Annotated in this window: 18 protein-coding genes; 8 read left to right on the top strand and 10 right to left on the bottom strand. The window is 61.3% G+C overall.

The annotated features are described in order from the left end of the window. Window positions 1–106 precede the first annotated feature (106 nt). From AC1RAC_RS27610 to ctlX, 3 genes are all read right to left on the bottom strand, one after another. On the bottom strand, window positions 107–886 hold the full coding sequence (locus AC1RAC_RS27610; protein ID WP_032896457.1) for an ABC transporter substrate-binding protein: 780 nt from the start codon (window positions 884–886) through the stop codon (window positions 107–109). 227 nt (window positions 887–1,113) lie between these two features. Then, on the bottom strand, window positions 1,114–2,160 hold the full coding sequence (gene ocd, locus AC1RAC_RS27605; protein ID WP_072446153.1) for an ornithine cyclodeaminase: 1,047 nt from the start codon (window positions 2,158–2,160) through the stop codon (window positions 1,114–1,116). Window positions 2,161–2,171: 11 nt separating this feature from the next. Further along, the gene (ctlX, locus tag AC1RAC_RS27600; protein WP_057974965.1) at window positions 2,172–3,098 is read right to left on the bottom strand and encodes a citrulline utilization hydrolase CtlX; all 927 of its coding nucleotides are present in this window, start codon (window positions 3,096–3,098) and stop codon (window positions 2,172–2,174) included. 223 nt (window positions 3,099–3,321) lie between these two features. Here ctlX and AC1RAC_RS27595 point away from each other — a divergent pair, with 223 nt between their 5' ends. Further along, entirely contained in the window at window positions 3,322–4,215 is an 894-nt protein-coding gene (locus AC1RAC_RS27595) for a GNAT family acetyltransferase (RefSeq protein WP_072446150.1), read from the top strand. A 241-nt stretch (window positions 4,216–4,456) separates the two neighbouring features. Here AC1RAC_RS27595 and AC1RAC_RS27590 read toward each other — a convergent pair whose 3' ends face one another. From AC1RAC_RS27590 to AC1RAC_RS27570, 5 genes are all read right to left on the bottom strand, one after another. After that, window positions 4,457–5,476 (bottom strand): branched-chain amino acid aminotransferase, encoded by a 1,020-nt coding sequence (locus tag AC1RAC_RS27590; protein WP_003192309.1) that lies wholly within the window; start codon window positions 5,474–5,476, stop codon window positions 4,457–4,459. A 202-nt stretch (window positions 5,477–5,678) separates the two neighbouring features. Next, window positions 5,679–7,058 carry a dihydrolipoyl dehydrogenase gene (lpdA, locus tag AC1RAC_RS27585; protein WP_034127973.1) on the bottom strand — a complete coding sequence of 460 codons (1,380 nt, stop codon included), beginning with the start codon at window positions 7,056–7,058 and terminating at the stop codon, window positions 5,679–5,681. 4 nt (window positions 7,059–7,062) lie between these two features. Beyond that, a complete protein-coding gene (locus tag AC1RAC_RS27580; protein WP_236456211.1) occupies window positions 7,063–8,328 on the bottom strand; it encodes a dihydrolipoamide acetyltransferase family protein in 1,266 nt (421 codons plus the stop codon). After that, the gene (locus tag AC1RAC_RS27575) at window positions 8,329–9,387 is read right to left on the bottom strand and encodes an alpha-ketoacid dehydrogenase subunit beta (protein ID WP_005789444.1); all 1,059 of its coding nucleotides are present in this window, start codon (window positions 9,385–9,387) and stop codon (window positions 8,329–8,331) included. Window position 9,388: 1 nt separating this feature from the next. After that, on the bottom strand, window positions 9,389–10,624 hold the full coding sequence (locus AC1RAC_RS27570; RefSeq protein WP_054898243.1) for a 3-methyl-2-oxobutanoate dehydrogenase (2-methylpropanoyl-transferring) subunit alpha: 1,236 nt from the start codon (window positions 10,622–10,624) through the stop codon (window positions 9,389–9,391). Window positions 10,625–10,819: 195 nt separating this feature from the next. Between AC1RAC_RS27570 and bkdR the strand changes: the two genes are divergently transcribed. Continuing rightward, on the top strand, window positions 10,820–11,308 hold the full coding sequence (bkdR, locus tag AC1RAC_RS27565) for a Bkd operon transcriptional regulator BkdR (protein WP_003174877.1): 489 nt from the start codon (window positions 10,820–10,822) through the stop codon (window positions 11,306–11,308). A 689-nt stretch (window positions 11,309–11,997) separates the two neighbouring features. Here the strand turns inward: bkdR and AC1RAC_RS27560 are convergent. After that, on the bottom strand, window positions 11,998–12,861 hold the full coding sequence (locus tag AC1RAC_RS27560; protein ID WP_072446136.1) for an MBL fold metallo-hydrolase: 864 nt from the start codon (window positions 12,859–12,861) through the stop codon (window positions 11,998–12,000). Window positions 12,862–12,955: 94 nt separating this feature from the next. Between AC1RAC_RS27560 and AC1RAC_RS27555 the strand changes: the two genes are divergently transcribed. From AC1RAC_RS27555 to AC1RAC_RS27530, 6 genes are all read left to right on the top strand, one after another. After that, the gene (locus AC1RAC_RS27555; protein ID WP_003174875.1) at window positions 12,956–13,291 is read left to right on the top strand and encodes an ArsR/SmtB family transcription factor; all 336 of its coding nucleotides are present in this window, start codon (window positions 12,956–12,958) and stop codon (window positions 13,289–13,291) included. Between the two features lie 51 nt (window positions 13,292–13,342). After that, a complete protein-coding gene (locus AC1RAC_RS27550) occupies window positions 13,343–14,587 on the top strand; it encodes an NAD(P)/FAD-dependent oxidoreductase (RefSeq protein ID WP_197901420.1) in 1,245 nt (414 codons plus the stop codon). Beyond that, entirely contained in the window at window positions 14,588–15,394 is an 807-nt protein-coding gene (locus tag AC1RAC_RS27545; protein WP_054917402.1) for a sulfite exporter TauE/SafE family protein, read from the top strand. Window positions 15,395–15,531: 137 nt separating this feature from the next. Next, window positions 15,532–20,805, top strand: a complete 5,274-nt coding sequence (locus AC1RAC_RS27540; protein ID WP_492617152.1) for an SET domain-containing protein-lysine N-methyltransferase — start codon at window positions 15,532–15,534, stop codon at window positions 20,803–20,805. Between the two features lie 177 nt (window positions 20,806–20,982). After that, the gene (locus AC1RAC_RS27535; protein ID WP_259038753.1) at window positions 20,983–22,626 is read left to right on the top strand and encodes an MFS transporter; all 1,644 of its coding nucleotides are present in this window, start codon (window positions 20,983–20,985) and stop codon (window positions 22,624–22,626) included. Continuing rightward, entirely contained in the window at window positions 22,623–23,768 is a 1,146-nt protein-coding gene (locus AC1RAC_RS27530; RefSeq protein WP_072446131.1) for an HlyD family secretion protein, read from the top strand. The genes AC1RAC_RS27535 and AC1RAC_RS27530 overlap by 4 nt, the downstream gene beginning before the upstream one ends. A 121-nt stretch (window positions 23,769–23,889) precedes the next feature. On the opposite strand, the gene AC1RAC_RS27525 is transcribed toward AC1RAC_RS27530, so the two are convergent. Beyond that, window positions 23,890–24,750 carry an aldose 1-epimerase gene (locus tag AC1RAC_RS27525; protein ID WP_492617151.1) on the bottom strand — a complete coding sequence of 287 codons (861 nt, stop codon included), beginning with the start codon at window positions 24,748–24,750 and terminating at the stop codon, window positions 23,890–23,892. Window positions 24,751–24,873 lie beyond the last annotated feature (123 nt).

Below are 24,873 nucleotides of genomic sequence, written 5' to 3'. Positions count from 1 at the left end.
CCCCCCCCCCCCCCCCCCCCCCCCCCCCCCCCCCCCCCCCCCCCCCCCCCCCCCCCCCCCCCCCCCCCCCCCCCCACGCCCGCTCCCACAGGGGCACGGTTGCCGGTTACTCGTTGTAGATGTCCTGATCGCCGAAGTATTTCTTCTGGATCTGGGCGTAGGTGCCATCGGCCTGGACGGCGGCGATGCCCTTGTTGATCAGCTCACGCAACGCCTGGTCGTTCTTGCGCAGGCCCATGGCGATGTCCAGAGGCAGGGTCGGGTCCTTGAAGGCCGGGCCGGTCTTGAAGTCGGCGCCTTCGGGCTTGGACAGGAAGTTGAGCTGGGCTTCGAGTTTGTCCGTCAGGGTGGCGTCGAGGCGGCCGTTTTGCAGGTCGGCGTAGTTCTGTTCCTGGGACTGGTACGCCTTGATCTGTGCACCGAGCTTGGCCAGGTGCGCGCGGGCATAGGCTTCCTGCAACGAGCCTTGCAGCACGCCAACCTGCTTGCCGTTCAGCGACTCGGGGGTGTCACCGAAGGTGGCGTTTTTGCGGGTGATCACCGAGGTGGGGCTGAGGAACAGGCGGTCGGTGAAGTCGATGACTTTCTCGCGGGCCGGGGTCACGGCCATGGAGGACATGATCGCGTCGAACTTGCGCGCACGCAGGGCCGGGATCATGCCGTCGAATTCGTTGTGCACCCAGGTGCATTTCACTTCGAGCTTGGCGCAGATGGCGTTGCCCAGTTCGATATCGAAACCTTGCAGGCTGCCGTCGGCGGCGACGGATTCGAAGGGCGGGTATTCGGGGAACACGCCAAACCGGATTTCTTTCCAGTCCTGGGCGTGGGCAGCAGTGGCGCACAGTGGCAACAGCAACGCAGCGAAGAGTGATCGCAGAGGAGTCATGTGTTGGTCCCTATATTTTGTAATTGATGTCAGGGGCAGTGAATAACTGGGAGCAGAGAATGCTTCATGATGGTGCGTTTTTTGTGTCGTTTACCCCCTGCGCAAAGCGCAAATTGCGCTGTTAAAACAGGCAATGCAGCGGAATCGGCTGTGACACCGGCAAAATCGGCTTTCAACCCACCCGAATCTGGCCTGCCCTGGGCGCAAAGCGGCAAGCCAGAGCGGTTTCAGGCGCGCTTTTTATGCTGTACCACAGGTTGCTGGGCCAGGCGTGCAAACAGGTCTTTCGGGTCGGCCAGGTCTGGCACCAGCTCCAGCTCGCTGCCCACATCCAGGGCCTTGGCCACGTCCAGTACATAGCGCAGGGCCGAGTAGTCTTCGATAGCAAAACCCACCGAGTCGAACAGGGTGATCTGGCGTTCATTCTCGCGGCCCGGCTGTTGGCCGTTGATCACTTGCCACAGCTCGGTGACCGGCGAATCTTCCGGCATGTGCTGGATTTCGCCTTCGATGCGGCTTTGCGGTTCGTACTCGACGATCACCCTGGCGCGCTCGACGATACGGCGGTCCAGCTCGGTCTTGCCCGGGCAGTCACCGCCCACGGCATTGAGGTGCATGCCTGGCTCGATCATCTCGTCAGTCAGGATGGTGGCGTAGGCCTTGTCTGCAGTCACGGTGGTGACAATGTCCGCGCCTTTGACTGCCTCGGCGACGCTGGCGGCCAGGATCACCTTGATCGCCGGGAACGCCTTGAGGTTGGCGGCGAGCTTGGCGGTGGCCTGGGGGTCGATGTCGAACAGGCGGATTTCAGTAATGCCAAGCATGGCGTGGAAGGCCAGAGCCTGGAATTCGCTTTGGCAGCCGTTGCCGATCAGCGCCATGCTGCGGCTGTTGGCGCGGGCCAGGGAGCGGGCGACCAGGGCCGAGGTGGCAGCGGTGCGGATCGCAGTGGTCAGGGTCATCTCCGCCAGCAGCACCGGTTTGCCGGTGTCGACGTCGCCCAAGGCGCCGAACGCCATCACGGTGAGCATGCCGGCCAGGGTGTTTTTCGGGTGGCCGTTGACGTACTTGAAGGCGTACAGCGAAGCGTCGGACACCGGCATCAGCTCGATCACGCCATCCGGTGAGTGGTTGGCCAGGCGCGCGCACTTTTCGAAATCCTGCCAGCGCAGGTAGTCGGCGCGAATGTAGTCGGCCATCTCGGTGATACAGGTTTGCAGGCCTTTTTGCGATACCAGGTAGCTGAGGTCGTTGACGTCGATATAACGGGTCATGGCAGGACTCCTTATTGAAATGAGGGACGGGCCGGCAGATGCACTTCGGCCAGCATGCAGCGGGCACTGCCGCCGCCGATGCGTTCGATGTTGTCGATATTCACCACCACCGGCCGCGTATGGCGTTCCACATGCTGACGCTGCGCCGGATGCAGGGCGCCCCAGGCACTGGCGGACATCACCAGCAATGGCTGGCCGTCCCGGTCGTGGACCTCCAGCATGTTGCCGGCGAAGGCTTCCAACTGGTCGAAGTCCAGGCTGAGGATGTCCTTGCCGGTGTCACGCAGGGAGCGTTCCAGGGCCAGGCGCTCGCTGTCGTCGGGCAGGGCCTGCAGGCACACCACCGCGAGGTCGCGGCCAACGCTCATCATCACGTTGCTGTGGTAGATGGGGGCCTGGTGACGGTCCAGGGCGTGGAACACACAGAGTTGGTAGTCGAGGCGTTCGGCAAACTGGCGCAGGGCCGCGTGGTGGGTGCGCCCCGAATGGCACGCGTAGCTGATGCGGTGCTGGCGGTCGAGCACCATGCTGCCGGTGCCTTCCAGGAAGATGTTCTGTTGTTCCAGGTGGCTGAGGTCGATGGTGGTGTTGATCGCAAAGCGTTGCTCCAGTACTTGCAGCACGCCCTTGTTGCGCTCCAGTCGGCGGTTCTGGCCTTCCATGGGGTAGAGCACCAGGCTGCCGTCGGCATGGCTGCTCCACCAGTTGTTGGGGAAGATCGAGTCGGGCGTATGAGGCGCCGGCGTGTCCTGCACCACCAGCACCTCCACGCCATGCTGGCGCAGGGTGTCGACATAACCGTCGAACTCCTCCAGCGCTTTGTGCTGTGCACTGAGCGGGTCCAGCGGCGGGCGTTGGAAACGGTTGTTGATCGCGGTATCCGGGTTGAAGGCAAAGCGCGCCGGGCGGATCATCAGGACGGTGTTGGTGGTTTGCATGGGGGCACGGGTCCGTTGGGGATCTTGTGCCGCTATTGTGTGCGTTGCGGGGAAAGGATCCCGGCTGAAACAGCGGGGTGGCTCAGCCAAGAAAGCTGAAAACGGGGGTGGGGCAGCCGAATCGGCTGCCAGATTGAAATACGATCAACCTGTGGGAGCAGGCAAGCCAGCTCCCACATTGGTATTGTGGTGATTGTTATCGTTGTGTCAGCCAGGAGGAACCATGTCTACTGCTGTTCGCCTTGCCCAACCTTCAGATGCCGAGGGCATCAGCCAGGTCATCCTGGCTGCGCTGCACAGCAGCAACGCACGTGATTACCCAGCAGATGTGATTGCGCGGGTTGCCAGCAACTTCACCCCCGACGCGGTAATGGCGTTACTCCAGCGGCGTGTGGTGTTGGTGGCGACTCAGGATCAACTGATCGTTGCTACGGCCGCACTGGACGGCAACGTGGTGCGCTCGGTGTTCGTCAACCCGGCGCTGCAAGGGCAGGGCATTGGCCGATTGTTGATGATCGAGATCGAGCTGCGCGCCCGTGAAGCCGGCGTGACGGTGCTGAGCGTGCCGTCCTCGCTGACGGCGCAAGCCTTCTACGCCAAGCTGGGTTTTCACAACGTGCGTGACGTGTACCACGGCAACGAGCGCACGTTGGTGATGGAAAAGGCGCTGTTGTCCCGCCACCCCATCGGGCCGTATCGCGACCGTCAACACCGTGCCCAGGTGATTGAGTTATGGCAGCAGGCGTTTGGCTATGACACCGCGCATAACCTGCCGAGCCTGGCGATTGATAAGAAACTGGCGGTCAATGACGGGTTGTTCTTCGTTGCCACCGACAACAAAGCCGTGATCGGTACCATCCTCGCCGGCTATGACGGGCATCGTGGCTGGTTGTATTCGGTGGCGGTGCATACCGACTATCGGCGCCATGGCCTGGGGTCGTCGCTGGTGCGCTATGCCGAACAGGCGTTGACTGCGCTGGGTTGCATGAAAATCAACCTGCAGATCACCGGCGGCAATGACGTGGTGGTGGGGTTTTATGAGGCGTTGGGGTATGGGGTGGAGCCGAGGATCAGTATGGGCAAGAAGATTGCCGAGAATATTACGCCACGCTCATGAAGGTGCAGAAACCAGTGTGGGAGCTGGCTTGCCTGCGATAGCGATAGGCCTTTGATCGTTCCCACGCTGCGTGGGAATGCCGCCTGGGATACTCCGCGTCCCGCCGGACAACAGGTGACGCGGAGCGTCAGGGGATTCATTGCATTCCCACGCGGAGCGTGGGAACGATCAAGCGGAGCGTGGGAACGATCAACCAGCCAGCTCCCACAGGGTTTTGTGGTGTCGCTGGTTTTTGTGGCTGTCAGACCTTGACGATCCAACCCGCTGGCGCTTCCACGTCACCGGTCTGCACACCGGTCAGCTCTTTGTAAAGCTTCTGGGTAATCGGGCCGACTTCGGTCTCGCTGTGGAACACGTGCAGCTTGCCGTTGTACTGGATGCCGCCGATAGGCGAGATCACCGCAGCGGTACCGCAGGCGCCGGCTTCCTTGAATTGGTCCAGCTTGTCGATGAACACTTCGCCTTCAACCACTTCCAGGCCCAGGCGGGTCTGCGCCAGTTCGATCAGCGACAGGCGTGTGATGCCTGGCAATACCGAAGGCGACTTCGGCGTGATGAACTGGTTGTCGTGGGTGATCCCGAAGAAGTTGGCGGAGCCGACTTCTTCGATTTTCGAGTGGGTCATCGGGTCCAGGTAGATCGCGTCGGCGAAGCCGGATTTCTTCGCTTCCGAACCCGGCATCAGGCTGGCGGCGTAGTTGCCACCAACCTTGGCGGCACCGGTGCCTTGCGGCGCGGCGCGGTCGTAGCCGGAGATCTGGAAGTTGTGCGGCACCAGGCCGCCCTTGAAGTAGGCACCGACCGGGATGCAGAACACCGAGAAGATGAATTCCGGCGCGGTACGCACGCCGATGTTGTCACCAGTGCCGATCACGAACGGGCGCAGGTACAGCGCGCCGCCACTGCCGTACGGCGGGATGAAGCGCTCGTTGGCCTTGACCACTTGTTTGCAGGCGTCGATGAACGCGTCGGTCGGCACTTGTGGCATCAGCAGGCGGCCACAGCTGCGCTGCATGCGGGCGGCGTTCTGGTCCGGGCGGAACAGGTTGATCGAACCGTCCTTGCAACGGTAGGCCTTCAGACCCTCGAAGCATTGCTGGCCATAATGCAGGGCAGTGGAGCCCTCGCTGATGTGCAGCACATTGTCGTCGGTCAGGGTGCCAGCTTGCCATTCGCCGTTCTTCCAGACCTGGAGAAACCGCTTGTCGGTCTTGATGTAGTCAAAACCCAGCTTGTCCCAATTGATGCTCTCGTTACCCATGACACCCTCTATCTCTGGTCAAGTCGGATTTTTTTCTGGATGGCGCAACAATACTGCATTCTTGGCCGGTGTGGGAGCAGGGCGGTGGACCATTCAACTCTGCATTGGCTGATCCACCGCTATCGCAGGCAAGCCAGCTCCCACACTTGGAACGTATTCCAATGTGGGAGCCGGGCTTGCCCGCGATGGCCTCGCCACGGCTTTACAGGTGCAACGCGTGCCCCAATGCCCGCAGCGCGGCTTCCTGCACCGCTTCACCCAGGGTCGGATGGGCATGGATGGTCCCGGCCACATCCTCCAGGCGCGCGCCCATTTCCAGGCTCAGGCCAAACGCAGTGGAGAGTTCCGAAACCCCAGCCCCCACCGCTTGCCAGCCAACAATCAAGTGATTGTCACGCCGCGCCACCACCCGCACGAAGCCGGCCTTGGACTCCAGCGTCATGGCCCGGCCATTGGCGGCGAACGGGAAGCTCGACACAATGCAATCCAAGCCAGCCGCCTTGGCCTCGTCCGGGGTCTTGCCGACCACCACCAGTTCCGGGTCGGTAAAGCACACCGCCGGAATTGCCGCCGGGTTGAATTCGCGGGCCTTGCCGCTGATCAGTTCGGCAACCATTTCGCCCTGGGCCATGGCCCGGTGCGCCAGCATCGGCTCGCCACTGAGGTCGCCAATGGCGTACACGTTGCGCATGCTGGTCTGGCAGCGGCTGTCGATCTTGATCGCCGCGCCGTTCATGTCCAGGTTCAGCGCTTCGAGGTTCCAGCCTTGGGTGTTGGGTTTGCGCCCCACGGCGACCAGCACCTGGTCGGTGTCCAGCGCCAGGGTGTCGCCATTGGGTGCACGTACTTGCAGCTTGTTGTCGGCAAAGCCGGTGACGCTGTGTTCCAGGTACAGCTTCACGCCGAGTTTCTTCAGGGATTCAGCCACCGGCAGGGTCAGCTCGGCGTCGTAGGCCGGCAGGATGTGCGCCTGGGCCTCGACCACGCTGACGTCGGCACCAAGCTTGCGGTAGGCAATCCCCAGTTCCAGGCCGATATAACCACCGCCCACCACGATCAAACGTTTGGGTACATGGGTCGGTGCCAGGGCTTCGGTGGACGAGATAATCGGGCCGCCAATCGGCAGCATCGGCAGGTTGACGCTTGTCGAGCCGGTGGCCAACAGCAGGTGTTCGCACTGGATGCGTTGCTCGCCCACCTCGACGGTCTTGCCGTCGATGACTTTGGCCCAGCCATGGATCACCTGCACCTTGTGTTTTTTCAGCAGTGCGGCGACGCCGGTGGTCAGGCGGTCAACGATGCCGTCTTTCCATTCCACGCTCTTGCGGATGTCCAAAGTCGGTACATCCACCTCAATGCCCAACTGCGAGCCCTGGCTATGGTGCACGGTTTGCTGGAACTGCTCGGCCACATGTATCAGCGCCTTGGAGGGAATGCAGCCAATGTTCAGGCAGGTGCCGCCCAGCGCCTGGCCTTCCACCAGAATGGTGGGGATGCCCAGTTGGCCTGCGCGAATCGCCGCGACATAACCGCCGGGGCCGCCGCCGATAATCAGCAGCGTGGTGTGCAATGTCTGAGTCATGCCCTTACTCCAGGAACAGGCTGGCGGGTTGTTCGAGCAGGCCGCGAATGGCCTGGATGAATTGCGCCGCGTCCATGCCATCGACCACGCGGTGATCGAAAGAGCTGGAGAGGTTCATCATCTTGCGCACCACGATCTGGCCCTTGATCACCATCGGCCGCTCAACGATACGGTTGACGCCGACGATGGCCACTTCCGGCAGGTTCAGCACTGGCGTACTGACGATGCCGCCCAGGGCGCCAAGGCTGGTCAGGGTAATGGTCGAACCGGACAGCTCTTCACGGCTGGCCTTGCCTGTGCGTGCGGCATTGGCCAAACGCGCGATTTCTTCGGCAGTGCCCCACAGGCTGCGGGCTTCGGCGTGGCGCACCACCGGCACCATCAGGCCCACGTCGCTCTGGGTGGCGACGCCCACGTGCACGGCACCAAGGCGAGTGATGACCTGGGCTTCGTCGTCGTAACGCGCATTGATCTGCGGGAAGTCGCGCAAGGCTACCACCATGGCCCGCACGATAAACGGCAGCAGGGTCAGCTTGCCGCGTGTCGCACCGTGCTTCTCGTTGAGGTGCACGCGCAACTCGTCGAGGGCGGTGACGTCGATCTCTTCCACGTAGCTGAAATGCGCGGCGCGGCGGGTGGCGTCCTGCATGCGCTGGGCGATCTTGCGGCGCATGCCGATCACCGGGATCTGGTGTTCGTCAGTGCGCTCGGCATACGGGTTGGCGGCGCTGGCGCCCGTTGTCGGGCCCTGGCGCAAGTAAGCCTCCAGGTCTTCATGCAGAATCCGGCCCGCAGGCCCTGTGCCCTGGACCAGGCGCAGTTGAATCCCGGCATCCAGCGCGTGTTTGCGCACGGCAGGCGAGGCCAACGGGCGTTCGCTGGCTTCACGGGCCACGGGCGCTTGCGGCGCTTTCACTACTGCAGCGGGCTTGCTTTCTACCGGCGCCTGTACCGGTTTGGCTTCGGCCAAAGGTGGCGCGGCCTTCGCCGGCTCGGCAACCTCCGGCATATCCTTGGTATTGCCTGCGCCTTCCACTTCAATGCTGATCAAAATGCTGCCCACTGCCATGACCTCACCCGGCTCGCCGCCGAGGGAAATCACCTTGCCGTGGACCGGCGAGGGAATATCCACCATCGCCTTGTCGGTCATCACATCCGCCAGCACCTGGTCTTCAACCACCAGGTCGCCGACCTTTACATGCCATACCGATAATTCAACTTCCGCGATGCCTTCGCCAATGTCCGGCATCTTGATAACGTGCGTGCCCATTCAGACCTCCATGACCCGTTTCAACGCCGCGCCCACTCGGGACGGCCCTGGGAAATACGCCCACTCCTGCGCGTGCGGGTAGGGAGTGTCCCAACCAGTGACGCGTTCGATCGGCGCTTCCAGGTGGTGGAAGCAATGCTCTTGCACCAGCGAGACCAACTCGGCACCAAAGCCGCAGGTGCGCGTGGCCTCATGCACCACCACGCAACGGCCGGTCTTTTTCACCGACTTGACGATGGTCTCCAGGTCCAGCGGCCACAGGCTGCGCAGGTCAATGACCTCGGCGTCGATGCCGGTTTCTTCAGCGGCGACTTGCGACACATACACGGTGGTGCCATAGGTCAGCACGGTCACGGCCGAGCCTGGGCGCACGATGGCGGCTACGTCCAGGGGCACGGTGTAGTAACCGTCCGGCACCTGGGCTTGGGGGTGTTTGGACCACGGCGTTACCGGGCGGTCGTGGTGACCGTCGAACGGGCCGTTGTACAGGCGCTTGGGCTCCAGGAAGATCACCGGGTCATCGTTTTCGATGGAGGCGATCAGCAGGCCCTTGGCGTCATAGGGATTGGACGGCATCACCGTGCGCAGGCCGCAGACCTGGGTGAACACCGCTTCGATACTCTGGCTGTGGGTCTGGCCGCCATAGATGCCGCCGCCGCAGGGCATGCGCATGGTCAAGGGCGCAGTGAACTGGCCGGCCGAGCGATAACGCAGGCGTGCCGCTTCGGAAATGATCTGGTCGGTGGCGGGGTAGACGTAGTCGGCGAACTGGATTTCCGCTACCGGGCGCAGGCCGTAAGCGCCCATGCCCACGGCCACGCCGACGATGCCGCTTTCCGAGATGGGGGCGTCAAACACCCGCGAGCTGCCGTACTTGGTCTGCAAGCCTTCGGTGCAACGGAACACGCCGCCGAAGTAACCGACGTCCTGGCCGAACACCACCACGTTGTCGTCACGCTCAAGCATCACATCCATGGCCGAGCGCAGGGCCTGGATCATGGTCATGGTGGTGGTGGTCATGGCGGTTTCCAGTTCGATACTGTTGTTGTGGTCGTTCATGTCACACCCCCAGCTCTTGACGCTGGCGCTTCAAGTGCTCCGGCATCTCTTTATAGACATCCTCGAACATGGTCGCGGCGCTTGGAATCTGGCCACCGGCCAGGGTGCCGTACTGTTCGGCTTCCTTCTGCGCCTTGACCACTTCGGCTTCAAGTTCTGCACTGACCGCCGCGTGTTCCTCTTCGGACCACTGGCCAATCTTGATCAAGTGCTGCTTGAGGCGGGCAATCGGGTCGCCCAGGGGGAAGTGGCTCCAGTCGTCGGCGGGACGGTACTTGGATGGGTCATCGGAGGTGGAATGCGGGCCGGCGCGGTAGGTGACCCACTCGATCAGGGTGGGCCCCAGGTTACGGCGCGCACGTTCGGCGGCCCAGGCCGAGGCGGCGTACACGGCGATAAAGTCATTGCCGTCCACGCGCAGGGAAGCGATGCCGCACCCGACGCCGCGTCCGGCGAAGGTGGTGGCTTCACCGCCAGCGATGGCCTGGAAGGTGGAAATCGCCCACTGGTTGTTGACCACGTTGAGGATCACTGGCGCGCGGTACACGTGGGCGAAGGTGAGGGCGGTGTGGAAGTCCGATTCAGCAGTGGCGCCGTCGCCGATCCAGGCCGAGGCGATCTTGGTATCGCCCTTGATCGCCGAGGCCATGCCCCAACCCACGCCCTGCACGAATTGGGTGGCAAGGTTGCCGGAAATAGTGAAGAAGCCCGCCTCCTTGACCGAATACATGATCGGCAATTGGCGGCCCTTGAGCGGGTCGCGCTCGTTGGACAGCAGTTGGCAGATCAGGTCCACCAGCGGCACCTCGCGGGCCATCAGGATGCTTTGCTGGCGATAGGTGGGGAAGCACATGTCGTCGATGTTCAAGGCCAGGGCCTGGGCGCTGCCGATGGCTTCTTCGCCAAGGCTTTGCATGTAGAACGACATTTTTTTCTGACGCTGGGCGACCACCATACGGTTGTCGAAAATGCGCGTCTTGAGCATGGCGCGCATGCCTTTGCGCATGATCTCGGTGGAGACGCCTTCGGCCCACGGGCCCAGGGCCTGGCCCTGATCGTCGAGCACGCGGATCAGGCCCTTGGCCAGGTCGGCGGTGTCGGCCGGTTCTACGTCGATGGCGGGTTTGCGTACCAGGCCGGCGTCGGTCAAACGCAGGTAGGTGAAGTCGGTCTTGCAGCCTGGGCGGCCCGAGGGTTCGGGAACGTGCAGGCGCAGCGGTGCATACGGCTGGGTCATGGCTTTCTACGCTCTATCTTGTGAATTTCTTGTAGTGGGCGCGCTAGCTGACAGTCAGTCTTCGGGTAGAAGAAATCTTGTCCTACAACAATCATAGGCGTGGCGTAGAAGAATATTTATCTCTGTTTCATTGCGTCGCCGGCCATTTGCGGATAAAAAAACTGCATAAACATAATAAACAGGTGATTTTGTCTCATGCGCAAACTGGACCGTACCGATATCGGCATTCTCAACGCCCTGCAGGAGAATGCCCGGATCACCAATGCCGACCTGGCCCGCTCGGTCAACCTGTCGCCCACGCCGTGTTTCAACCGGGTCAAGGCGATGGAAGAACTGGGGCTGATTCGTGAGCAGGTTACGCTGCTGGATGCTGATCTGCTGGGGCTGCACGTCAATGTGTTCATCCACGTGAGCCTGGAAAAACAGAACGAGCTGGCGCTGCAGCAATTCGAAGGGGCGATCTCGGATCGGCCTGAGGTGATGGAGTGCTACCTGATGGCCGGCGACCCGGACTATTTGATCCGCGTGTTGGTGCCGACGATCCAGTCGCTGGAGCGTTTCATGATGGACTTTCTGACCAAGGTGCCGGGGGTGGCGAACATTCGCTCCAGCTTTGCCTTGAAGCAAGTGCGCTACAAAACCGCACTGCCATTACCGGCCAACGGTATCAGCCTCGGCTCCTGATTCAACACAGCACAAAATGTGGGGCTTGCCTGTGATGACGGCCTGCCAGCCGACGCCGACCTACCTGACACCCCCCGCAGTCCAAATGTGGGAGCTGGCTTGCCTGTGATGGCGGCCTGACAGCCGACGCCAATCTACCTGACACCCCCGCAGTCCAAATGTGGGAGCTGGCTTGCCTGCGATGACGGCCTCCCAGGCGACACATATCTACCTGGCACCCCCGCAATCCAACTGTGGGAGCGGGCTTGCTCGCGAAGGCGGCCTGGCAGGCGACCCAGTTGGATTGTGTACATATCCATTCCTGCGGTAACGGCCACCTAGGGTTCCGCTTTTACAGCGGGTCACTTTTGGAAAAGAGCCCCAAAAGTAACCAAAAGGGCTCTTGCCCCACCACTCGGCACCTCGCCCAGGCTCGGTGTGCCCGTAATCCGCCAGTGATTTGGGGGGCCGCCGCCACGCGCCATCCATGGCGCGGGGCGGCTAAACCGGCATCCCTGCCGGTTTACCCCCCAAATCCCTGTCGAATTCCGGCCATCGTGGTTTAACGGGGCGCCTAAGATCAACAGCAGATCAAGATCAAGAGCGGCTCGCTTCGCATCGTGGTTACCGTTTGCTGCGACAGCCTAAAAAGTTGTGTAGATACCTATGGCTATCGCAGGCAAGCCAGCTCCCACAGGGGATCGGTGCTTCTAAAGTTGGTTGAGGGGGATTTTCAGGTACGTCACGCCGTTCTCTTCTGCCGGCGGCATATTTCCCGCTCGCACATTTACCTGGATCGCCGGCAGCAACAACGTTGGCATGCCCAATCCAGCATCGCGCTGGGTGCGCATCTGGACAAACGCCGCTTCATCCACGCCGTCATGTACATGGATATTGCCCGCCCGCTGTTCCGCCACGGTGGTCTGGCACTTGGCCTCCCGACCCTCGGGCGGGTAGTCATGACACACGTACAACTTGGTGTCCGAAGGGAACGCCAACAGCTTGCGCATCGATGCGTACAACTGCCGCGCATCGCCGCCGGGGAAGTCGCAGCGCGCGGTGCCGACGTCGGGCATGAACAGGGTGTCGCCCACCAGAATCAAGCGGCCGTCGATCAAATAGGCCATGTCGGCGGGGGTGTGTCCGGGCACATGCAACGCCTGGGCCTTCAAGTTGCCGATATGGAAGATCTCATCCGGCGCAAACAGGTGATCGAACTGCGAGCCGTCCACGCGAAATTCCGGCTCGAGGTTGAACAGGTTCTTGAACACGCCCTGCACCTTGCTGATCGACTCGCCTATCGCGATCTTGCCGCCAAGGGTGCGGCGCAGGTAGGGCGCGGCGGACAGGTGGTCGGCATGGGCGTGAGTTTCCAGCAGCCACTGCACGTGCAGGCCATGCTCGCGCACAAAGGCAATCACCTTGTCGGCTTGTGCGGTATCGGTGCGCCCCGAAGCCGGGTCGTAATTGAGCACCGAGTCGACGATGGCGCAGGGGCCGCCATCGGCTTCATAGACGATATAGGTGTAGGTCGACGATGCGTCATCCAGAAAGGCTTGAATCAACGCTGGCATGGCGGCTGTCTCTGCTGAAGAAAAAAGTGGTTACAATCAGTTTACGTTTACACATAATGTTTTGAGCTTAAGTGACTTAAAGGACCCGAGGCAAATGGAATCTACGTTGAGTGAGGGCGAGGTCGCCCAGTTGCGTGCATCGGCGTCCAAGGCCTGTGCCTTGCTCAAGGCCCTGGCCAACGAAGATCGCTTGTTGATCCTGTGCCAGTTGACCCAGGGCGAGCGCAACGTCGGCGAGCTGGAAGCCCTGACCGGCGTACGCCAGCCCACCCTGTCACAACAGTTGGGCATCCTGCGCGATGAAGGGCTGGTCGCCACCCGTCGGGAAGGCAAATACATTTTCTACGGGTTGGCCAGCCACGAAGTGATTCAAGTGATGAAAACCCTGTCCGGGCTGTATTGCGGCGCGGTCATAAAAAGCTGGGCGTGACGCCATCCGGCAGCGACCCTTGTGTGCATTGACTCAAAAAGGCAGTAGACAATGACCGAACAACACTGGGGACCCACCATCAGTGGCGATATCGTAGTCATCGGCGGCGGCTCGGCAGGCATCGGCCTGCTGGCCAGCCTGCTCAAGCGCGACCCGCAGCTGAACATCACCCTCATCGAACCTAACGACTACCACTGCTACCAACCGGCCTGGACCCTCGTCGGCGGCGGCGCTTACGACCTGCACAAGACCCGCCGGCCCCTGGCCGACGTGCTGCCCAATGGCGTCAGCTGGGTGCAGGCCGCCGTCAGCGAACTGTTGCCCGATGAAAACACCCTGGTGCTCGACAGCGGCCAGCGCGTCACCTGGAGGAACCTTATCGTCTGCCCTGGCCTGCGCCTGGCCTGGGAAAAAATCGAAGGCCTGCAGGACACCCTCGGCCAGCACGGTGTCACGTCCAACTACAGCTACGAGCATGCCGCGTACACCTGGCAGTTGGTGCAGCAGCTCAAGGGTGGCAAGGCGTTGTTCACCCAGCCGGCGATGCCGATCAAATGTGCCGGCGCGCCGCAAAAAGCCATGTACCTGTCCTGCGACCACTGGCTCAAGCAGGGCGACCTCAAACACATCGACGTCGAGTTCAACCTGGCCGGTGCGGCGTTGTTCGGTGTGCCAACCTTTGTGCCGCCGCTGATGAAGTACGTCGAAAAATACAACGCTCGCCTGGCGTTCAACTCCAACCTGGTGAAAGTCGACGGCCCGGCGCGCAAAGCCTGGTTTGAAGTCAAAGACGCCGAAGGCAACGCGACGGTCGAAGAGAAAACCTTCGACATGCTCCACGTCGTACCGCCGCAGTTATCCCCGGACTTTATCCGCCAGAGCCCGCTGGCCGACGCCGCCGGCTGGTGCGAAGTGAACCCCCATAGCCTGCAACACCTGCGCTACCCGCATATCTTCGGCCTGGGCGATGTGTGCGGCACCACCAACGCCAAGACAGCGGCAGCGGTGCGCAAGCAAATTGTGGTGGTGGCCGAAAACCTGCTGGCCCTGCGCAAGCAGGCACCTTTGCCGCTCAAATATGACGGCTATGGTTCCTGCCCACTGACGGTGGAGAAGGGCAAGGTGGTGCTGGCCGAGTTCGGCTATGGCGGCAAGTTGCTGCCGACCTTTCCCCTTGATCCCACGCAGGCACGCCGTTCGATGTGGTTCCTCAAGGCCACGCTGCTGCCGTGGTTCTACTGGAATGGCATGCTCAAGGGCCGCGAGTGGCTGACCCGTCTGAGCAAGGTGGACTGAATGCTGCTGGCCAGTGTGTTGGGTGTATTGATGGGCCTGGTCATGGGCCTGACTGGCGCGGGCGGCGGCATCCTTGGGGTGCCGGCGCTGGTGCTGGGGCTGGGCTTGACCATGACCCAGGCCGCGCCGGTGTCGTTGCTGGCGGTGGGCGCAGCGGCAGCGGTTGGTGCCATTGATGGCTTGCGTCATGGCTTGGTGCGTTACCGTGCGGCGTTACTGATCGCCTTGCTCGGCGCGCTGTTTTCGCCGTTGGGCGTGTTTGTCGCCCACCAACTGTCGGAACCGGTGCTAATGGGGCTGTTCAGTGCGCTGATGGTGCTGGTGGCCTGGCGCATGCTGCAACGGGAAAAGCGCGAGGCCGGGCCGAGTGACCATGGTGCGGCGTCGTGGGGCCAGAAAAACTGCATGCTCAACCAGCAGACCGGTCGCCTGGCCTGGACCGCCAAATGCAGCGCCACCCTGGCGGCGTTGGGAGCGGTGACCGGCGCCGTTTCAGGTTTGCTGGGCGTGGGCGGCGGCTTCCTGATCGTGCCGGCGTTCAAGCAACTGACCGACGTGCAGATGCGCGGGATCGTCGCCACGTCGTTAATGGTGGTCAGCCTGCTGTCGCTGATCGGCGTGGCCGGTGCGTTTCATGCAGGCGTGAGCATCGAGCCGGTGGGCTGGGTGTTTATTGGTGCGAGCGTCGTCGGCATGTTGGCGGGAAGGCGGTTGTGTTCGGTGATCCCCGCGCGGGTGTTGCAAGTGGGGTTCGCCAGCCTGTGTGGGTTGGTGGCGATTGGGATGCTAGCCAGCGCGTTGCTCTGACGCTGTACCTGTGCGCTGTCACGAAATCTTGTACTTGGTCAGGAACCTCCTCATTGAGCGCTGACACTCAGTGAACGGCCGCAAGCGCCGAAACGCGCTTTTGCCTGGATGATTCTTCGACTATGCACAGGCGCTTTATGACAATTACCGCAGCACATACGCATTTTTCGCTTCCCTTGGCAGCAGCTGAAAAACGGCCACCGCTTGTGGCCGATGACCTTGAACCGTCGTTGACGCCCCAGCGTCCCAGCCAGAATTTGCCATTGCCCAACAGTCCTGTCTTCTCACTGGGCCATTTGGGCGGAGCATTATCCTGGCCAAATCCCTTGAGTGCAGACGAGCAGCGGCGCTTGCGCCTTACGACGATGAATTACGCACACCCTTTGGGCGACCAACCGCTGGTGATGCAAACCAAGGGTGGCGTACTGGAGTTTCTGCGGTATCGCCAGCCGCTGCCGGCGGAAGTGGGGAGCGACCCGGCCAAAATACTCGAAGCGCTGGTCAATTCCCCGCAAGGGCAACGGATGGGCAACGCGCTGCAGCAAACAATGCAGGGCATTGACAGCGAAAGCAGCGCGAGCGATTACCTACTGGCCGCTATCGCACTGCAGATGGACCCTGAGTCGATCACCGCACCCGATTGCAACAGCGTCGCCGGGTTTGATCTGGGCGGTGACACGCATGGGGGACACCACGCAGCCACGGTAGTGGCTGGCTTGGCCGAACATTTGAGTCGTACTGGCAAAACCAGCGCTGCACTGGCAAGTGTCGGCGCGTACCTGTTGCTGGCCAAGTCGGCGCCGCAGTTTCTGATCAAAGACATTCCTGCGACGGTGAAAGTCGGCAGCCAGGCATGGGCCAGCCTGGCGATTGCTGCGATGACGATTGAGGCGCAGACGCCGGGCAAAGTCCCCGGCATGACGTTTGCCCAGGTCATGAGCGAGGCGCAAGAAGCACGGCGGGTTGACCCAGGAGTTACCCAAGCGGCAGAGACGGTGGCATTGCTGGACTGGGCCGTGGCCAGTGGCGTTCTTACAAAAAGACAGAATGGCGACTATCCACCCGCGCAACTTGAATCGGCAAGGGCCGCATTCAACGCCCAGCTGGACACCCGGCTCACTGCCTCCCATGCACTGGATAAGGCATTGCCCACGCGAAAAGAGATCGCCCTGACCAAGCTCAAGGAGCGATTTGGCGACCTTGGCGCGTTTTTCGAGGCGAAAGTATTTGCTGTCGATCAGCACTACGTGAAGATTGAAGGGGGAGGTATTTCACTCTTGGATGTCGCCATGGACGACTGGCTGGAGTCCCGGCCTTTCAAGGCGCACGAACCCAGCAGCTCACTCAAGGGTAACGACCTGCAAAGGGTACTAACGAGTTTGAACGCCAATCGGCAATTTGGCGTGCCGGCAGAATTCGAACGGCAGTTCAGCCGTGCAATGGAGGAAAAAAAGGCCGCCGTCAATACAACGGTCAGGCACATGATCTCGCAACTGCCCTTACAGGATCGCAAGCATTTCGAGTTTGGAAAGGTCAGTTTTTTCCAGGAAGGCTCATACGTCATGGATGGGCATTTCAATAATACGTATGCTCAAAATGAACCGGGGCTGCTGGTCAAAACCGAGCTGCAAGGCACGTCGCACGCCTACGTCATCGACTTCAATAAAGGCACGATTGAAAAGACGAGCCTTTACAGTACAAAGGTTAAGGAAGACAGGGATGGCAACAAGGTTTCGACGACCAAAGTATTCACGCCCAGCCATAAAGCCGATGATCTGGGACGTGAGCGACCGCTGAATAACGCGCCTTGGGATAGCTTTACCAGCGCTCGATCCCATGGGATTGCCACGGCGTTTGTCGAACACTTGGACCTCGACGATCCCGCTATCAAACAGCAGGCCCGTGGGCAAACCGCCTTGGACAAGGCGAACGCACAGCTGAGCGAGTTTTTGTTGAACCTGATCCCGTTCAGGTCCGCCATTGTCAATTTTCAGAACGGGCAGTATGGCGCGGGTGCTTTTGACCTCTTGCTGGATGTATTCGGTTTTCTTACCGCCGGCACCGCCACCGCAAGAAAGTTGCTCAAGGTCGGCCGTTCTGCGTTGTCTGCCGGGGCCAAGGCATTGCGGGCGGTCAAGGTCATCGGCGTGGCGGCCATTGACGTACTCAACCCCGTCGGCGGGGTGGGCGATTTGCCCAGGTTGGTGGGTAGCGCTGGTCTCTATGTATTGTCCAAAGGCGTCAAGGCCGTCAACAAGCTCAGGGGCGCCACCGGCAGTTATGACGTGTTGAAGGCGATCAGCAAACAGTACGAGGCCGCCGCAACCGGCACCGTGAAGGTGGCAGGCCAGACGGTGGAGGGGGCCGCGGTGCTCAAGGGTGGCAAGTGGTATGCATTCGATGCCGACGCGATGCGGCCTTATGGCGGCCCGCTCGATGAGTTCAAGGCCGCAACCCAGGCTGTCGACGGTGAGGTGGACACTGCAAGCTTCGATGGGCCAAGTGAGTTGAGCCATGAGCTGTTCGGGCACTTCAAAGTGCCTGAATCCAAAATCGCAGGGCTCACACGCAACAGCCAGGGCGTATATGTGGCAGCCGATGGGCACTCCTCGCACATACGCCATACCGACAGCAACGGTGACACAGCGGTGTATGAGGTGCGCCAGGTGTCTCGCACGGAAGACGGCACCGTGCAGGCCCGGGTTTATCACAACAACCGGCAAACCGAGTTGTTGGTTCAGCATGTACAGGGCGACGAATGGCAACGCCTGGGGGCACCCGGCGGCGGGCAGATCACTGCTGAGCACTTGAAGGCCTGGGAGGCCTTGTCGCCGCAGGAGCAGATAAGGCTGACCCGAAAGGGCTTTGCCAAGCAGAATAAACTCACACAGAAAACCTTTGAGTTTTTCGTAAAGCCAGACGGTCAGTTAACCGATAGCGGCGTGCTCGTGCGTGATCGCCCTGCCAACGCATTCACCGCAAAGGTGACCGAAACGCATGTGCGTGAGTGGAAAAACATGACCCAGGCGCAGCGTGACGAAATGACCCAGGAGGGGTTTGCTGTTCTTCATAACCTTCGGCCGGGTACGTTCAAAACGTATGCGCGCAAGGACGGTACCCTGATGACCCGCGGGGAAACGCTGATCAACTCCTCTGTTCCCACCAAAAGTAACCAGATTACCGATGATCATTTACGCCAGTGGGATGAGCTTTTCAGGCAACCAGGCAACTCATTGACGTCAGCGCAGTTCGTGAGCCAGCACGGGCTCAGCCAACGTAGCTGGGCGCAGTACGTCAACGCGGACGGCTCGTTGAAGGGGGCGGGCGCGCAGCGTCTGGAACGCGCACTGCAAAGCGCCGCACGGGCGTCCGCTGTTCAGGCCCAGACCCCCATGGCCGATCATTTGCGCGCTTGGCAGGCGTTATCATTGGAGCAGCAGCAAAGCCTTACCCCCGCAGGCTTCGCCCGGCAGCAACATCTGCACCCGAAAGTGTTCAATCGCTATGTAAAACCAGATGGTCAGTTGACCGCTATCGGCGTGGCGGTGCGCGACCGTGCACCCAATACGCCATTTTATACCGTGACTGAAACCCATATCCGTGATTGGCAAGACATGCCACAGACGGAGCGTGACGAAATGACGCTCGAGGGGTTTGCCGAGCTTTATCACGTTAATCCAGGCTCGTTCAAAACCCATGTGCGGCGAGACGGTACATTGGGGCCGGTCGGTAGAGAACTGATGGACAGGGTGGTCGGTATTGCCCCTAACAAGATTACCGACGACCACCTTCGCCAGTGGAAAGCCTATTTCGAGGACCCGAATAATGCGATCACGCAAGCGCAGTTCACAAGCGAGAACGGGCTCCATCCAGCCACTTGGAGAGACTGGGTCAACGCTGATGGTTCCTTGAAAAAGACCGCCAGCGAACGCCTTGAGCGCGCCGCACTGGGCCCGATCACCCATGTTCCCAGGGCGCGCATGGAGTTGATCACGGCTGGGCATTTGCGCGAGTGGGAGGCGTTGCCGCCCGCGCAGCAACGAAGCCTTACACGCAGGGGCTTTGCTCGCCAGAAACATCTATCCCCGAGAACCTTTGAGTATTACGTGCAGCCTGACGGCAAACTGAGCCCTGCCGGTGTGACGGTGCGCGACCGCTCTGCCAACATGGCGGCGGGCAGGGTGACCGAAACGCATATCGATAGGTGGCAAAAGCTGACGCAGCAGGCGCGTGAGACCATGACCATGGAGGGGTTCGCCGTTCAGCATAACCTGAGTGTGCATTCGTTCAGAGCGTATGTCCGTCCTGATGGTGGCCTGTCGGCGGCCGGCGAAGCCCTGATGAAGAATGTAACCGATGGCGCCTATCGCAGGATTACCGGTGACCTTTTGCGCCAGTGGCAAGCGCTTGCCGAGAGCGCAGACAACTCCGTCACGCAGGCGCAGTTTGTGCAACAGCACAGGCTTAGTCCAGACCTCTGGAGTAAGTACGTGAGAGCGGACGGCTCGTTTACAGCGAACGCCTCGCAACGTCTGGGACGGTTACAGCAAGGCACTGGGCCGCGCCCCGTTCCTGGGCAATCGGTTACGGATACCCCACGAAAACGCCCCGCATCAGAGCCCTTGGACCCGCCACCATCAAAGGTCGGTGCCGGCACAACGCAAGGCCTGGAGGCCCCAGCCCCCGCTTCGACAGTCCCGCCCGTGGTGATCAAGGTTGAACCCAGCGATTTCCCGACATTGCCTCGTCATCAGATCGACAACACGCTGCCGATTCTGCAGGACCCGGTGAACCCCAGAATCAGCTTGACCCAATCACTCGAAGGCCCGATCGATGACATCCGCATCTCCCACTGGAATGGCGTGCTCGATGGGCTTGATAGCCCGACTAAGGCGAGGGTTTCAGCACAGATCAAGGCGTCGATCAAAGACTGGCTGCGCACCGAAGGCCAGCATCAGACCCGATTTGACGATGCCCTGGAGGTGGTCACGCCGTTGGACGATGGGGGGCCGGCTCGCGGCGCTTCGGTATGGGCGCGGCGCGATATCCCCCAATATGAAGTGCTTGGCCCTTATGCAGGCAAATACCATGCAGACGAAGCGTCACTGTTCGAGGAGCAGCGCAAGCAAGGTTCCCGGGCTGTAATGACTTACCTGTTCGGTACGCGCTCGGGTACCCGGACGGTGAGCGGCCTGCACACTGGCAACACCCTGAGCCTGATCAATACCTCGCAACTGGGCGAGGGGCCTGCGTGGATGTCCAACAATGTCGTGTCCATCGCGGTCGGGAAAAACCTGACGTTCTATGTGGCGCTCAAGGACATCAAGAGAGGCGAGGAGCTACTGCTGGACTATGGACCGTTCTATAAGCCGGTGCCTGATATAGCGATCAAGCCGGACCCTGATCGCTGAGTTCAAGCGCTGGGCGAAGGGGCAAGACAAATGATGCCGGGCAGTGGGCGCCATTTGACTGTGCCCCATTGACGATCAATTGCGTCCTCAAGATGGCAACATGAACGCCTCTCAGGTTACTGTTCCTCTGTGTAACGGATTCACCGGCCTTGCACCCCGGCTTACCAAGGTCACCGAATGGATAAATACACCCCCCACACCTGGCAACCCCACGAGCGGCCGAGCCTGCCTGGCTCGCCGTCGACGCCGCTGCATCCTACGCGTAAGCGCTGGCTTTTCGCGCTGGTCGGCGTGCTGGTGGCAATCACCGGCGGCTTGGGTAACGCCCTGGTCATCGCCAACCTGCAATACCTGCAAGGCGCCCTGGGCGCGACCACCGCGGAAATGGCCTGGCTGCCCGCCGCCTATGTAATGACCAACGTGTGCATGAACCTGCTGCTGGTAAAGTTTCGCCAGCAGTTCGGCCTGCGCGCGTTTACCGAGGTGTTCCTGGTGCTCTACGCGCTGGTGACCTTCGGCCACTTGTTCGTCAATGACCTCAGTTCGGCGATTGCGGTACGGGCCGCCCATGGCATGGTGGGTGCGGCGCTGAGTTCGTTGGGCTTGTACTACATGATCCAGGCATTCCCGGCCAAGTGGCGGTTGAAAGCTTTGGTGTTGGGGCTGGGTACCGCACAATTGGCGCTGCCCCTGGCGCGGCTGTTCTCCGAAGACTTGCTGCAAATCGCTGAATGGCGCGGGCTGTATTTGTTCGAACTGGGCCTGGCGCTGATCTGCCTGGGCTGCGTGTTCCTGCTCAAGCTGCCGCCGGGCGATCGCTTCAAGACCTTTGAAAAACTCGACTTCCTCACCTTCGCCATCCTCGCCAGCGGCGTGGCGTTGCTCTGTGCGGTGCTGTCCCTGGGGCGTATTGACTGGTGGCTGGAAGCGCCGTGGATCGGCGTGGCCTCGGCCTGTTCCCTGGTGCTGATCATGGCGGGGCTCGCCATCGAGCATAACCGCAGCAACCCGATGCTGATGACGCGCTGGCTGGGCAGCGGCGTGATGATCCGCCTGGCGTTGGCGGTGGTGCTGATTCGCATGGTGCTGTCCGAGCAATCCACCGGTGCGGTGGGGTTCATGCAGATGTTGAACATGAGCTACCAGCAGATGCACACCCTGTACGTGGTGATGCTGGCCGGGGCGATTGCCGGGCTGGTGGTCAGCGCGCTGACGATCAACCCGGCGCATTTGCTGATGCCGCTGATCATTTCCCTGGCGCTGATGGCGACCGGTTCGGTGATGGACAGTTTTTCCAGCAACCTGACCCGCCCGCAGAACCTCTATATCAGCCAGTTCCTGCTAGGCTTCGGCGGTACGTTCTTCCTGGGGCCAACCATGGTGCTGGGCACCAAAAACGTACTGACCAACCCGCGCAACCTGGTGAGCTTCTCGGTGATGTTCGGGATCTGCCAGAACCTCGGCGGCCTGATCGGTGCGGCGTTGCTGGGCACTTTCCAGATCGTGCGCGAGAAGTACCATTCGAGCATGATCGTCGAGCACCTGACCCTGATTGACCCGCTTGTGGCGGCGCGGGTGCAGAGTGGTGGGGCGGCCTATGGCAAGATCGTCGCTGACCCGGAACTGCGCAACCTCATGGGCATCCGCAGCCTGGCCACGGCGGCCACCCGCGAGGCGAACGTCATGGCTTACAACGATGTCTTCATGCTGATCGCGATTGTCGCGATCCTGACCATGCTGTGGATCTTCACCCGTAGCCTGTGGTTGATGAGCACCACCAAGGCAATTCCTCCTGTTCAACCCAGCGGCGCAACTTCATGACTGAACCTTCAACCACCACCACGACCGCCATCGCCGCCACGCCGGAAGGCAGCACGCCCCCGGGCGCGGTGCCTACCCAATTGCGGCCCTTGCGCGTGCGTATCGTCTCGTCCCTGGGCTTTGCCGCCATCGCCATCATCGGTGTGCTGATCGTGCTGTACGCCTGGCAACTGCCGCCGTTCAGCAGTGCGGTGGAAACCACCGAGAACGCTTTGGTGCGTGGGCAGGTGACGATTATCGGCCCGCAGCTCAGCGGCTATGTGTTCGAAGTGCCGGTGCAGGACTTCCAGTACGTCAAGACCGGAGACTTGCTGGTGCGCCTGGATGACCGTATCTACAAGCAACGCCTCGACCAGGCCCTGGCGCAACTGGCGGTGCAGAAGGCCTCGTTGGCCAACGTGGTGCAGCAACGCAACAGCGCCGAAGCGACCATCAAGCTGCGCCAGGCCGCATTGGTCGACAGCCAGGCCCAGGCACGCAAGAGCACTGCGGATTTGCGCCGCAATGAAGAGTTGATCAGTGACGGTTCGGTGTCCAAACGCGAACTGGACGTGACCCGTGCGGCCAACGCACAGACCATCGCTGCCGTGGCCCAGGCCCAGGCCAGCCTGGAAATCGCCCGCCAGGATTTGCAGACGGTAATCGTCAACCGCGGCTCCCTGGAGGCAGCTGTCGCGAGTGCCGAGGCGGCGGTGGAGTTGGCGCGCATTGACCTGTCCAATACACGCATCACGGCGCCACGGGATGGTCAGCTCGGGCAGATCGGCGTGCGCCTCGGCGCCTACGTCAATTCCGGCGCGCAACTGATGGCGCTGGTGCCCAAGCAGTTGTGGGTGATTGCCAATATGAAAGAAACCCAGATGGACAATGTGCAGGTCGGCCAGCCGGTGACGTTCACCGTGGATGCGCTGAACCACCGCAAATTCCATGGCACGGTGCAGCATATTTCCCCGGCCACCGGTTCCGAGTTCAGCCTGTTGCAGGCGGACAACGCCACCGGCAACTTCGTCAAGATCGCCCAGCGGGTGCCCGTGCGCATCACCGTGGATCCGGATCAAGCCGAGAGTGAGCGCTTGCGGCCGGGGTTGTCGGTGGTGGTGAGTATCGATACGGCAGGGCGCCTGAAAAACAGCCCACCCTGACGTTGACGCATCCTCTGACTGTAGGAGCGAGCTTGCTCGCGAAAAACGTCAACGATAACGCGTGTTTTCTGAATGAACGCGGCGCCTGTGAGTTTTTCGCGAGCAAGCTCGCTCCTACAGTTCAGGCATTTGGAGTGTATTTCAGGTTGAATGCCAGGTGGGTTGACTGGCCTTGCTCCAGCAGCTTCAGGCCAGGCTTGCCCGCCAGGTGATGGGCATTCACCGGATGGCTCACCGGCTCGATGCAGAAAAACTCCAACCCCGGCGGGCAGTACAGCAGGAAGTAATCGGCGCCGCTGGCCTGGCATTCGAGGCAGTAGCCAAGCTCCGGTTGTTCGATCACGCAGTGCCCATCCCAGCCGCAAAAGCCGTTGTCCACCAGCCCCTCTGGCAATCCTTTGAGTTGCCGGAAATCCCAGGCTTCGGTAACAGGTTCCAGCCTCGTGGGCAGCTTGGCTGCATCACTCATCCACACTTGCCTAGCCTTGGCCTGCAGCCGCGTACCCGGCCGGCGCGGCAAGTACGGATGCAAGCCCAGCCCATGCCAGGCGGGTTGCTCGGCCAAGTGAGTTACACACAATTGGATATTCAACTCACCGTTGTTCAAGCGAAACCGCTGGCGGGCGTGATAGGCGAAGGGCGTTTCGCAGCGCAGCTCCAACACCACTTCATGTTCTGACTGGCTTGTCACCTGCCATGCCTGCTGCCAGGCCGAACCGTGAATCGGAAAAGGGTCAGTGAGGCTATTGGGTGCCAGTGCCAGCCAGCCACTGGGGTTGTCAAAGCCGCCGTGGGCGATGCGGTTGGACCAGGGCGCTAATGGATAGCAGCCCAGCTTGCCCGGCAGCCCGGTATTGATCGCGTGCTCGTCGCTGTGCCGCAACAGCGGTTGCCCGGTGGCGCGCACCGTCCAGTTGACGAGGCTGGCGCCGAGGGCGGGGGCGAGCACCAGATGGGTGAATTGATCCGAAAGCTCAATCACGATTGACCTGCCTAGTGAAGTCAAAACAAACACTGAGGATTCAACTGTGGGAGCTGGCTTGCCTGCGATAGCGGTGTATCAGTCACGAATGCGTTCACTGACAGATCGCTATCGCAGGCAAGC

It is taken from the genome of Pseudomonas sp. GW823-FHT02F05 (genome assembly GCF_058797315.1).
This window is presented reverse-complemented; position numbering and strand designations above follow the sequence as displayed.

What these genes read in the sequence shown, in the direction of transcription:
- AC1RAC_RS27610 (WP_032896457.1), bottom strand. Translation starts at nt 886, where the DNA reads ATGACTCCTCTGCGATCACTCTTCGCTGCGTTGCTGTTGCCACTGTGC.
- ocd (WP_072446153.1), bottom strand. Translation starts at nt 2,160, where the DNA reads ATGACCCGTTATATCGACGTCAACGACCTCAGCTACCTGGTATCGCAA.
- ctlX (WP_057974965.1), bottom strand. Translation starts at nt 3,098, where the DNA reads ATGCAAACCACCAACACCGTCCTGATGATCCGCCCGGCGCGCTTTGCC.
- AC1RAC_RS27595 (WP_072446150.1), top strand. Translation starts at nt 3,322, where the DNA reads ATGTCTACTGCTGTTCGCCTTGCCCAACCTTCAGATGCCGAGGGCATC.
- AC1RAC_RS27590 (WP_003192309.1), bottom strand. Translation starts at nt 5,476, where the DNA reads ATGGGTAACGAGAGCATCAATTGGGACAAGCTGGGTTTTGACTACATC.
- lpdA (WP_034127973.1), bottom strand. Translation starts at nt 7,058, where the DNA reads ATGACTCAGACATTGCACACCACGCTGCTGATTATCGGCGGCGGCCCC.
- AC1RAC_RS27580 (WP_236456211.1), bottom strand. Translation starts at nt 8,328, where the DNA reads ATGGGCACGCACGTTATCAAGATGCCGGACATTGGCGAAGGCATCGCG.
- AC1RAC_RS27575 (WP_005789444.1), bottom strand. Translation starts at nt 9,387, where the DNA reads ATGAACGACCACAACAACAGTATCGAACTGGAAACCGCCATGACCACC.
- AC1RAC_RS27570 (WP_054898243.1), bottom strand. Translation starts at nt 10,624, where the DNA reads ATGACCCAGCCGTATGCACCGCTGCGCCTGCACGTTCCCGAACCCTCG.
- bkdR (WP_003174877.1), top strand. Translation starts at nt 10,820, where the DNA reads ATGCGCAAACTGGACCGTACCGATATCGGCATTCTCAACGCCCTGCAG.
- AC1RAC_RS27560 (WP_072446136.1), bottom strand. Translation starts at nt 12,861, where the DNA reads ATGCCAGCGTTGATTCAAGCCTTTCTGGATGACGCATCGTCGACCTAC.
- AC1RAC_RS27555 (WP_003174875.1), top strand. Translation starts at nt 12,956, where the DNA reads ATGGAATCTACGTTGAGTGAGGGCGAGGTCGCCCAGTTGCGTGCATCG.
- AC1RAC_RS27550 (WP_197901420.1), top strand. Translation starts at nt 13,343, where the DNA reads ATGACCGAACAACACTGGGGACCCACCATCAGTGGCGATATCGTAGTC.
- AC1RAC_RS27545 (WP_054917402.1), top strand. Translation starts at nt 14,588, where the DNA reads ATGCTGCTGGCCAGTGTGTTGGGTGTATTGATGGGCCTGGTCATGGGC.
- AC1RAC_RS27540 (WP_492617152.1), top strand. Translation starts at nt 15,532, where the DNA reads ATGACAATTACCGCAGCACATACGCATTTTTCGCTTCCCTTGGCAGCA.
- AC1RAC_RS27535 (WP_259038753.1), top strand. Translation starts at nt 20,983, where the DNA reads ATGGATAAATACACCCCCCACACCTGGCAACCCCACGAGCGGCCGAGC.
- AC1RAC_RS27530 (WP_072446131.1), top strand. Translation starts at nt 22,623, where the DNA reads ATGACTGAACCTTCAACCACCACCACGACCGCCATCGCCGCCACGCCG.